This is a genomic window from Arenimonas sp. (genome assembly GCF_019459675.1).
Lineage (GTDB): Bacteria > Pseudomonadota > Gammaproteobacteria > Xanthomonadales > Xanthomonadaceae > Arenimonas.
In genome coordinates this window covers 1-9,287 of sequence record NZ_JAIBFH010000082.1, presented here as the reverse complement: position 1 = coordinate 9,287, position 9,287 = coordinate 1, and the positions used below count along the sequence as shown (strand labels likewise).

At 68.5% G+C, this 9,287-nt stretch carries 10 protein-coding genes, 1 tRNA gene and 1 pseudogene; 7 read left to right on the top strand and 5 right to left on the bottom strand.

Annotation, left to right across the window (positions count from 1 at the left end; genetic code table 11):
* On the top strand, positions 1-1,116 hold a 1,116-nt coding region (locus K0M70_RS03210; RefSeq protein WP_290779213.1), incomplete at its 5' end, for an AMP-binding protein.
* Positions 1,117-1,132: 16 nt separating this feature from the next.
* A complete protein-coding gene (gene crcB / locus K0M70_RS03205) occupies positions 1,133-1,522 on the top strand; it encodes a fluoride efflux transporter CrcB (protein WP_290779209.1) in 390 nt (129 codons plus the stop codon).
* A gap of 33 nt (positions 1,523-1,555) precedes the next feature.
* Here crcB and K0M70_RS03200 read toward each other — a convergent pair whose 3' ends face one another.
* Entirely contained in the window at positions 1,556-1,741 is a 186-nt protein-coding gene (locus K0M70_RS03200; RefSeq protein WP_290779206.1) for a hypothetical protein, read from the bottom strand.
* A gap of 73 nt (positions 1,742-1,814) precedes the next feature.
* Positions 1,815-2,024 (bottom strand): hypothetical protein, encoded by a 210-nt coding sequence (locus tag K0M70_RS03195; RefSeq protein ID WP_290779203.1) that lies wholly within the window; start codon positions 2,022-2,024, stop codon positions 1,815-1,817.
* 172 nt (positions 2,025-2,196) lie between these two features.
* Between K0M70_RS03195 and K0M70_RS03190 the strand changes: the two genes are divergently transcribed.
* Positions 2,197-2,769: a hypothetical protein gene (locus K0M70_RS03190; protein WP_290779201.1), complete on the top strand. Its 573-nt coding sequence runs from the start codon at positions 2,197-2,199 to the stop codon at positions 2,767-2,769.
* 11 nt (positions 2,770-2,780) lie between these two features.
* Here K0M70_RS03190 and K0M70_RS03185 read toward each other — a convergent pair whose 3' ends face one another.
* Positions 2,781-3,881: a nitroreductase family protein gene (locus K0M70_RS03185; protein WP_290779198.1), complete on the bottom strand. Its 1,101-nt coding sequence runs from the start codon at positions 3,879-3,881 to the stop codon at positions 2,781-2,783.
* Between the two features lie 171 nt (positions 3,882-4,052).
* On the opposite strand from K0M70_RS03185, the gene serS reads away from it, so the two are divergent.
* The 3 genes from serS to K0M70_RS03170 all read left to right on the top strand — a co-directional run bounded on the left by serS (position 4,053) and on the right by K0M70_RS03170 (position 6,453).
* Positions 4,053-5,333, top strand: coding sequence for a serine--tRNA ligase (gene serS / locus K0M70_RS03180; RefSeq protein WP_290779195.1), 1,281 nt, complete (start codon positions 4,053-4,055; stop codon positions 5,331-5,333).
* Complete coding sequence (locus tag K0M70_RS03175) at positions 5,333-6,304, top strand: LysR substrate-binding domain-containing protein (RefSeq protein WP_290779192.1); 972 nt, start codon at positions 5,333-5,335, stop codon at positions 6,302-6,304. Before serS ends, K0M70_RS03175 begins: the two co-directional genes overlap by 1 nt.
* Positions 6,305-6,363: 59 nt before the next feature.
* Positions 6,364-6,453: transfer RNA gene (locus K0M70_RS03170), tRNA-Ser, on the top strand.
* 258 nt (positions 6,454-6,711) lie between these two features.
* Here the strand turns inward: K0M70_RS03170 and K0M70_RS03165 are convergent.
* Complete coding sequence (locus K0M70_RS03165) at positions 6,712-7,653, bottom strand: CPBP family intramembrane glutamic endopeptidase (RefSeq protein WP_290779189.1); 942 nt, start codon at positions 7,651-7,653, stop codon at positions 6,712-6,714.
* Positions 7,654-7,895: 242 nt separating this feature from the next.
* Here K0M70_RS03165 and K0M70_RS03160 point away from each other — a divergent pair, with 242 nt between their 5' ends.
* Positions 7,896-8,540 (top strand): response regulator, encoded by a 645-nt coding sequence (locus tag K0M70_RS03160; protein ID WP_290779186.1) that lies wholly within the window; start codon positions 7,896-7,898, stop codon positions 8,538-8,540.
* A 52-nt stretch (positions 8,541-8,592) separates the two neighbouring features.
* Here K0M70_RS03160 and K0M70_RS03155 read toward each other — a convergent pair.
* Positions 8,593-9,287: pseudogene (locus tag K0M70_RS03155) on the bottom strand (hypothetical protein); the annotation flags it as partial.

The window sequence follows — 9,287 nt, the reverse complement described above, 5'->3', positions numbered from 1 at the left end:
CCCCCCGGCGCGGGGCGGGGGCCCGCGGCCCTGGCCGAGGGCATGCGCCACCCGGGGGGGGTGTCGCTGGCCAAGGCCAGCGACACCGCCCAGCTGCAATACACCGGCGGCACCACCGGCCTGTCCAAAGGCGCGGTGCTGGCGCATTCGGCACTGGTGGCCAACGTGGCCGCCGCCGAACAGTGCTTCGGCTACGTGATGGACCCGGCCACGGACGTGATCGTCATCTGCCTGCCGATCTACCACATCGCCGCCTACACCAACCTGGTGTTCACCCTGGTGCACGGCTACCACGCCGTGCTGGTGACCAACCCGCGCGACATCCCCGGCCTGATTGCCACGCTTGCCAAGGAAAAGCCCGCGTTCTTCTCGGGCGTGAACACGCTGTACGACGCGCTGATGAACCATCCGGACTTCGCCAAGCTCGACCTGTCCGGGCTCAAGCTGTGCCTGCAGGGCGGTACCGCGCTGCGCCGCGCCACGGCCGAGCGCTGGAAGCAGATCACCGGCAAGGATGTGGTGGAAGGCTACGGCCTGTCGGAAACCAGCGCCGCCATCACCTACAACCGCTGGGACGCACCCAACCCCGTGGGGTCGATCGGACTGGCCTTGGGCGAAGTGGAAATCACGCTGCGCGACGATCAGGGCGTAGAGGTGCCCGTCGGCGAGGCCGGCGAGCTGTGCGCCCGTGGCCCGCAGATGACCACGGGCTACTGGCAGCAGGAAGAAGAAACCCGCCATGCCTTCTTCGAGGGCGGCTGGTTCCGCACCGGCGACATCGCCAGGGTGGACGAAAACGGCTATTACTTCCTGCTCGACCGCCGCAAGGACATGATCCTGGTGTCGGGTTTCAACGTCTTCCCCAACGAAATCGAAGACGTGGTGGCCCTGCACCCCGGCGTGCTGGAAGCCGCGGTGGTGGGCATGCCCGACGAGAAGTGCGGCGAAGCCGTGCGCCTGGTGGTGGTGCGCAAAGACCCCGCGCTCACCGAAGCGGACCTGCGCGCCCACTGCCGCCAGCACCTCACCGGCTACAAGCAGCCCAAGGTGGTGGAGTTCCGCGACAGCCTGCCCAAGTCGGCGGTCGGCAAGATCCTGCGCCGCGAGCTGCGATGACAAGCGACGCATCAGCATGAACTGGAACCTGCTTTTCATCGTGATGGCCGGCGGCGCCCTGGGTGCCGGCATGCGCCACCTCATGGGCGCCTGGCTGCTCAGGCAACTCGGCAGCGGCATGCCCTGGGGCACGCTGGCGGTGAACCTGCTGGGCAGTTTCGCGGCCGGCTTCCTGCTCGTGTGGCTGGAGGGCCGCGGGCCGGGCGCGGTGTACCTGCGCGCGTTCCTGATCGTGGGCGTGCTCGGCGGCCTGACCACCTATTCGGCGCTGATGATCGAGTGCCTGGTCTACGCGCGCACCGACAAGCCGGGTCTGCTGGTGGGCTACCTGGCGGCCACGCTCGTGGGCGGCTTCGCCCTGGTGTGGGCCGGTGCGCGTCTGGCGGAACTCATCCGGCCGGCGTGAGCCGGCGGAAGGTGGAAAAGATCTGTCCCGCGCCTACGAAGACATTTGGTTGCTGTGCGATGGCGGCCCGGCCTTTTCGAAGTTCTTGCGCGGAACGCGGGAGGTCGGCAGCAGGGTGACTGGATTCGCCTCGATCGCACCCAGCTTCAACAGCGGACGGAATGGCAACGATGCGTGCTTGCCTATCTTGAATATGAAGCTGATCGGATTGCCAATCATGGAGCACTCCGTATGCAGGTAGCGGAAGCGGTGCCGCGGCTCGAACTGGCGCGCCAGGCAAGGCGCCCCCGTGTCATGCGGCCCCGGGACCGGCTGGACCGTCGGTCAGGATCTCACCATGCCAACTGCTGACGCGCTCGATGGCGTAGTCCGCCCAGTGGGAGCGAAAGGCCCGCTGGGCAAAGGTGCCCTGCATGACCACGTTTCGATCGTGGAGCATGAACCCGATTTTCTGCCCCTCGTCGGGAAGATTGGCCGAACTGTGAACCCAGTTTGAGTCCATGACGCCTCCGGGCTGGTTGTGGAATGGCTACATCGCGACCCTATCGCGGCTGGCGGCAATCGTCGGTTCGCTCCCGTACACAATGGCTCCGAGGCGGGCCGCTGCGCCGGCACTTGCGTCCACTCTTCACGCGCGTAACCTCGGAGGCCTTCTGGGGAGAAGGAGCAAGACCATGCGCCTGCTGCTGGCCGCCTTTTTGGGCGGCATCGTGCTGTTTTTATGGAGTTTCCTGGCCAACGCCGTCCTGCCGCTGGGCGACATGGGGCATCGCTATCCGGCGTCGGAAGACGCGGTGCTGACGGCCCTGCAGGCCAACATGTCGCAGGCGGGCGTGTACATCGTTCCCGGCCTCACGCCCGAGCAATACGCCGACCCGGCCGCGGGCGAGGCCTATGCCGCGAAGGCGGTGGCCAGCCCGTTTGCCTTCGTGATTTACCAGCCCACCGGTGAAAACGGCCTGGACATGCTCGACGAACTGGCCATCCAGTTGGCCGGCACCGTGCTGGCCTCATGGCTGTTGGCCTGGGTGCTGAGCCTGGCGCCGTGGAGCTTCGGCAAGCGGGTGGCGGTGTCCACCGGGCTGGGCCTGTTCGCGTGGATATCGGTCAGCCTGCCGTGGTGGAACTGGTACCGGTTCCCTACCGAATTCATCCTGGGCAGCCTGGTCCAGCAGGTCGCCGGCTGGTTCCTGGCGGGCATCGCCATTGCCTGGGTGCTGGGGCGCAGGGTCCGTCGCACGTACTGATGCTGCAGCCGTCAGGCCGGCTCGATCACGCTCGCGGCGGAGCGCCGGAGCGAGTAGGGCAGGCCGGGACCGTAGCCAAAGCGCATCAGCAGGTTGGGACGGCGGCCGGGGAAGCCCGCCAGCGCGGCCAGTTCGGCGCGCAGCGACGGCACTTCCGCCGGCTGGTTGAGGAAAGCGTGCTTCATGCCCAGGGCCGTGGCCTGCAGCGCAAAGCGCTGGCAGGCCTGGCCAACACGCAGCCAGTGCTCGGGATCGTCCTTGTCGGCCGAAAACACCGCCAGGCCCGCCGCGCTGCGCAGCTGCCGCGCGTACTTGTCGTTCTCGGTTTTTTCCTTGAAGAACAGCTTGAACAGCGTTGGCGCCAGCCAGCTGGGCCCGATCGGATTGCCGCTGCAGGCGGCGTAAAGCCCGTCGCCCGACGACAGCGCTTCGCGCGGGTTGAACCGAAGCCACTGCCGCAGTTCGCTGACGAAGGCCGGGTCGGCCATCTGCGCGCTGTTGCCGGCCAGCACCAGTTCGCCGATGCGCTCGCGGGCGGCGGTGTCGGTCACCAGCGCCAGCTCGACGCCGGGCGTGCGCGCGGCCTGCATCAGCTGGTCGAGGTCGGCACTGCTGGCGGTCCGGCCGTCGTACTCCCCGCGCGTTGACTGGCGCTGCACGATGGCCTCGAACAGCGGCGACGCCGTGGCCGGGCCAACGCCATGCTCGAACACCAGATGGTCGGGCGAACCGGAGGCGAAGCGCAGCTCGCCCGTCAGCCCGCGCGCCTGCGCGGCCAGGGCCAGGTTGGCGGCGGCGCAGCCCAGGCTGACGAACATGTGGTGGTCGTCGGGGTCCACGGCCGGCGTGCGCCGCGCGAAATCCGGCAGCAGCGCCATGCGCCCCGGCGCCAGCCGGAACCGCCACGGCTGCGTGTTGTGGGAGTTGGCCGCGAGGGTCGCAAAGCGCACCAGGTCCACCATTCCGGGCTGCGCAGTGAGGGCTTCGCGCAGCCGGGCGGCGCCCGCGGCGTAGTCCTGCGTGCTGCCCATCCCGCGCAGGCTGAGCGCCGTGCCGGCGGCGCCGGCGGCAAGCAGGCCTCCGCCCGCCAACAAGAGGGTTCTTCGCTTCATGGGTGCTGCTCCCAACGGCGGGGTCCGGCGATAGCCCGAGCTTGTTCCGGTTCTTTCCGGCGGGACTTGATGGGGGTCAATCCGGCCGGACAGGGCCGCGGCCAAGTCGTTGCATGCGTGACCGGCAGCCAGCGATAATCCGGCCTCCCGTTTCACTGCTGGAATGACCCCATGCTCGACCCGACCCTCCTGCGCGGCCAGCTGGCCGACACCGCCGCCCGTCTCCACGCCACCCGCGGCTACGCGCTGGACGTGGCCGCGCTGGAAAGCCTGGAGTCCGAGCGCAAGCAGCTGCAGGGCCGCACGCAAGAGCTGCAGAACCTGCGCAACACCCGGTCCAAGGCCATCGGCATGGCGAAAGGCAAGGGCGAAGACACCACCGCCCTGATGAATGAGGTGGCCGGCCTGGCCGATGAGCTGAAGGCCTCCGAGCTGCGCCTGGAAGAGATCAAGACCGAGATCGACCGCATTGCCATGGCCGTGCCGAATATCCCGCACGACAGCGTGCCGGCCGGCAAGGACGAAACCGACAACCAGGAAGTGCGCCGCTTCGGCGTGCCGCGCACGTTCGATTTCCCGGTGAAGGACCACGTGGAGCTGGGCGCCCGCGACGGCTGGCTGGACGGCGACGCCGGCGTCAAGCTCAGCGGCGCGCGCTTCACCGTGCTGCGCGGCCAGCTGGCGCGCCTGCACCGCGCGCTGGCGCAGTTCATGCTGGACCTGCACACGCAGCAGCATGACTACCTGGAAGTGAACGTTCCGCTGATCGTCAACGCCGACAGCCTGCGCGGCACCGGCCAGCTGCCCAAGTTCGAAGAAGACCTGTTCGCCACCGACGTGGGCGATTCCAAGCGCTACCTGATTCCCACCAGCGAAGTGCCGCTCACCAACATCGTGCGCGACACCATCGTTGAAGAAGCCCAGCTGCCGCTGCGCATGGCCGCCCACAGCCTGTGCTTCCGCGCCGAAGCCGGCAGCCACGGCCGCGACACCCGCGGCTTCATCCGCCAGCACCAATTCGAAAAGGTGGAGCTGGTGTCCATCGCCAAGCCCGAAGACTCCCACGAAGAGCACGAGCGCATGACCCGCTGCGCCGAATCCGTGCTGGAAAAACTCGACCTGCCGTACCGCAAGGTGCTGCTGTGCACGGGCGACATGGGCTTCGCCGCCATCAAGACCTACGACCTGGAAGTGTGGCTGCCCAGCCAGGACACCTACCGCGAAATCAGCAGCTGCTCGAACTGCGGCGATTTCCAGGCCCGGCGCATGCAGGCCCGCTGGCGCAACCCGGCCACCGGCAAGACCGAGCCGGTGCACACGCTGAACGGTTCGGGCGTGGCCGTGGGCCGCTGCCTGATCGCGGTGATGGAAAACTACCAGCAGGCCGACGGCAGCATTGACGTGCCGCTGGCCCTGCGCCCCTACCTTGGCGGTTTGGAGAGGATTGGCTGATGAGCAACCACCCGGACCTCAACGACCTGCAGTTCTACGCCATGGTGGTGGAACACGGCGGCTTCGCCGCGGCCGAGCGCGCACTGGGTATTCCCAAGAGCCGCCTGAGCCGCCGCATTGCCCAACTGGAAACCGAACTGGGCGTGCGCCTGCTGCAGCGAAGCACCCGCAAGTTCGCCGTCACCGACGTGGGCCAAAGCGTCTACCGCCACGCCCAGACCATGCTGGCCGAAGCCCAGGCCGCGCGCGAAGCGGTGGACCGCGTCAGCGCCACGCCGCGCGGCAGCATCAAGGTCAGCTGCCCGGTGTCGATCGCCCAGGAAGTGCTGGGCCCGATCCTGCCCGATTTCATGAAGCAGCACCCGCAGGTGCGCCTGCAGCTGCACGTCAGCAACCGCCGGGTGGACGTGATCCAGGAAGGCTTCGACGTGGCCATCCGCGTGCGCAGCCAGCTGACCGACGACGGCGAAATGGTGGCCCGCAGCTTTGGCCAGCTGCGCGAACTGCTGGTGGCCAGCCCGAAGTACCTGGACCGCGTGGGCCGGCCCATCCTGCCGGGCGACCTGGCCCACCACACCACCCTGAGCATGAGCGAAGACGACAGCCGCCAGCGCTGGACCCTGCACGGCCCCGAAGGCCAGGTGCAGAAGGTGGACCTGCAGCCCACCCTGATGGCGCACGACTTCCCGCTGCTGATGGCCGCCGCCGTGGAAGGCCTGGGCGTGGTGCTGCTGCCCGAGCTGACCTGCGCCGAAGCGATACGCAAAGGCGAACTGGAAGTGGTGCTGCCGGCCTGGAGCCTGCCCCAGGGCATCTGCCACGCCATCTACCCCAGCCGCCGCGGCCTGCTGCCGGCGGTGCGGGTGTTCATCGATTTCCTGGCCTCCCGCCTGCCCACCCTGATCGAAGACAGCCGCCTGAAGTGCGGCACCAAGGGCGGCGTGCCCTGCGGCCCAACCGACGCGCCCTGAGGCGCTAGAATTGTCCCCGCCCGCCGCGAAGGCGGGCAGGGTGCCCGCACAGAAAATCCGGAGAGATGGCCGAGTGGTTTAAGGCAGCGGTCTTGAAAACCGCCGAAGGGTTATACCTTCCGTGGGTTCGAATCCCACTCTCTCCGCCAAATTCCTGGCCTTATGGCGTCGATCTGTCTAATGAAAGATGGTCGATTCATTACCCCGCGTTACGGGTACCCATAGGTGCTGTGGTCTCGAGTCGACGTCCCCCGGTCCTGAGCAGCGATTCGATTTGGGCCCGGTTTCGCCTGGGCGGCCGATGGAGCGTGGAGATGCGGTTTTCCGAAGAAAAGATCGTCGGCTTTCTGCATTAGTGCGGCACCGGAACCTGCCGCGCTGAGCTATCGGGCTGCAGCAGGGGCCGACTACGCCAGCCAGAACGACGTGACGCTGACCATCACGTTGGTGACGATGCAGGCCAGCACCGAGCGCGTCCGAAGGTACAGGCCGGCGCAGGTGGCGCCCAGCAGCAGATAGCCCACTGCACTCGCGGCGTCTGCAGGCAGGCTGGCGGCCGCGTAAAGCACCGAAGACGCAGCAGCGGCGCCGGTGCTGCCGATGCCGCGTTCGGCAAGCGGGATCATCCAGCCGCGGAACGCCATCTCTTCCATCACGGGCACCGCGAACATCAGGGTGAACGCCAGGGAATAGCCCACGTCGGCGACCGACAAGGCGCCGGCTGGGTTGGCTGCAGGCACGCCCAGCCAGTAACCCAGCATCACCGCCAGCGACACGCCGGCACCTGCGCCGACACCCCACGTAAGTTCGCTGGCCAACTTCGCGCCGCTGCGCGGCAGGGTTCCTAGCTGCAGCCGTCCCGCCAGCGCGACGTAAAGAAAAAGCACCATGCCCAGGGGCAGGATCGAGGCGGCCAGGATGGTGGAAGCGGCCCTCTGCGCCCCGCTCTGGCGGGCAGGGTCCGGCAGTTCGTTGATGATGAACAGGTTGGTCGTGCAGGGCTGCGCACCGGCTTGGGCGGCGATGAGCTCCAGGATGTCCCTTGCCGCCTGTCCCTCGAACTCACCCAGCGAGCCGAAGGAAAACTCGCGCGCGCCGGCGCCGCACTCGGCCGGCAGCGGGTGGATGTCGTCGGCGGCGCGGCTGCGGCCGTGCTTGAACCAGGGATTGGCCAAAACCCGGCTCTCCATTTCCTCCAGCTGCGCCGGGGAGCCTTCGGCCCAGACGATGGCGCGGTCGTTCGCCGCCAGCATCACTGCGCCAATGGTGAACAGGGTCAGCAAAGTCACGGCCGCGACGGGCAGCAGCAGCGATTGCAGCAGCGCTTTCGCACGGTCCCGGTTTGGCATGCTGGTGCGTCCCGTGGTTGTCCCTCGGGCGAGCATAGCGGTGGCGATGCCCCGGGAGCGCTCTGTCGCCGTTAGCGTTTCGGGTCAAAATTTGCGTTGTCGTGCGGTTCGCGCAGTTTCGCGCCTATGGTGGTTTCGCGCCCGCAGGAAGGGTTCATTTCTTACCTGCGTTTAGGAGGGCCGGGGCATCGCCCGGCGGCGGCATTCGATAGGTTGGAGCCTGCTGCCCTGGGGAGAGCGCAATGATCCGAGTGTTCCTGTTGGACGACCACGCGCTGGTGCGCACGGGCTACAGGCTCATCCTGGGCCAGGAAAAAGAGTTTGAAATCGTCGGCGAAGCGGGCAGCGGCGAAGACGGATTGCCCATGATCCGCCGGCTCAAGCCGCAGGTGGTCATCTGCGATCTGCACCTGCCGGGCATCAGCGGCCTGGACATCACCGAGCGCATCGTACGCAGCGACCTGGGCATCTATGTGCTCATCGTGTCCGTGCAGGAGGAAGGTCCGATGCCGCGCCGCCTTATCGAAGCAGGCGCCAGCGGCTACCTGGGCAAGGGCTGTGATGCGGCCGAGCTGGTGCGCGCGGTGCGTGAGGTCGCCCGCGGTCGCCGCTACCTGGCCAGCCATGTCGCCCAGCGCATGGCGCTGTCGCGGCTTTGCGGCGACGACTCGCCGTTCGACGCGCTGTCGCCGCGCGAGTTGGAGGTGGCGCGCATGCTGTGCCAGGGTCTGCGCATGGAAGAGATTGGCCGTCGCCTCAGCCTCAGCGGCAAGACCGTGGCCACGCACAAATATCGGCTGTACGACAAACTGGGCATCAAGGACACGGTGGCGCTGGCCCGGTTGGCGGGGCAGCACGGGGTGTCGGATCCGGCCTACGCGATCTGATCGCGGTCCCAGAACAGGCCAAGAAAAAGGGCGCCTTTCGGCGCCCTTTTCTTTAGTTCGGCTTGCCCGCCTGCGGCGGTTCAGCGTCATCTTCCAGCACCCAGTCGGGCGCCGCCGGCGGCGTGGGCGCCGGCTCCGGCTCGGCGGCCTTCGGTGCATCAAAGATCGCCGGCTGCGTTCGCAGGAACGGGTTCACCGGGGCGGCCACTGCCGGCGCAGGTTCGGCCGGGATCAGGCTGGCCTGCACGGGCGCGGCGGCCGGGGTGGCCAGGGCGAAGGGCGCGGGCGCCGGTTCGTCCTGGACGGCAGCGGCGGGCGTGGGTGCCGCGGCCACGGGGGCCACGACTTCCTGCACCACCGGCGCAGGTTCCGCCGCAACCACCGGCGCGGGGGCAGCGGCCGCCGGAGCGGCGGCCGCTTCCATTTCAACGGCCTGCACCGGCGCCACCGGCGCTGGCGCGGCCGGAGCCACCACAGCGCGGTCTTCGATCAGGCTCGACACGGGCATGGGTGCGACGTAGGCCGGGGCGGGCTTGGGCGCTTGAACCACCGGAGCCACTTCGGCCGCGGCGGGCACCGACATCGGCATTGGCGCGGCCATGGGTGCGGCCACCGGGGCCGGCGTGGCCATGGGCACCACCACGGGCGCGACCACCCGCACCGCGGCGGCCGCGACGGGCCCCCCCCCCCGGGCACGGGGGGGCGCCCGCCCCCGGGCGCCCGGCGCCCGGGCCCCGGCCGCGACAA

Excerpts from the sequence above, each read along its gene's own strand:
- K0M70_RS03195 (WP_290779203.1), bottom strand. The coding sequence starts at position 2,024 with ATGGACTCAAACTGGGTTCACAGTTCGGCCAATCTTCCCGACGAGGGG.
- K0M70_RS03175 (WP_290779192.1), top strand. The coding sequence starts at position 5,333 with ATGAGCAACCACCCGGACCTCAACGACCTGCAGTTCTACGCCATGGTG.
- K0M70_RS03165 (WP_290779189.1), bottom strand. The coding sequence starts at position 7,653 with ATGCCAAACCGGGACCGTGCGAAAGCGCTGCTGCAATCGCTGCTGCTG.
- K0M70_RS03185 (WP_290779198.1), bottom strand. The coding sequence starts at position 3,881 with ATGAAGCGAAGAACCCTCTTGTTGGCGGGCGGAGGCCTGCTTGCCGCC.
- K0M70_RS03160 (WP_290779186.1), top strand. The coding sequence starts at position 7,896 with ATGATCCGAGTGTTCCTGTTGGACGACCACGCGCTGGTGCGCACGGGC.
- K0M70_RS03190 (WP_290779201.1), top strand. The coding sequence starts at position 2,197 with ATGCGCCTGCTGCTGGCCGCCTTTTTGGGCGGCATCGTGCTGTTTTTA.
- crcB (WP_290779209.1), top strand. The coding sequence starts at position 1,133 with ATGAACTGGAACCTGCTTTTCATCGTGATGGCCGGCGGCGCCCTGGGT.
- serS (WP_290779195.1), top strand. The coding sequence starts at position 4,053 with ATGCTCGACCCGACCCTCCTGCGCGGCCAGCTGGCCGACACCGCCGCC.
- K0M70_RS03200 (WP_290779206.1), bottom strand. The coding sequence starts at position 1,741 with ATGATTGGCAATCCGATCAGCTTCATATTCAAGATAGGCAAGCACGCA.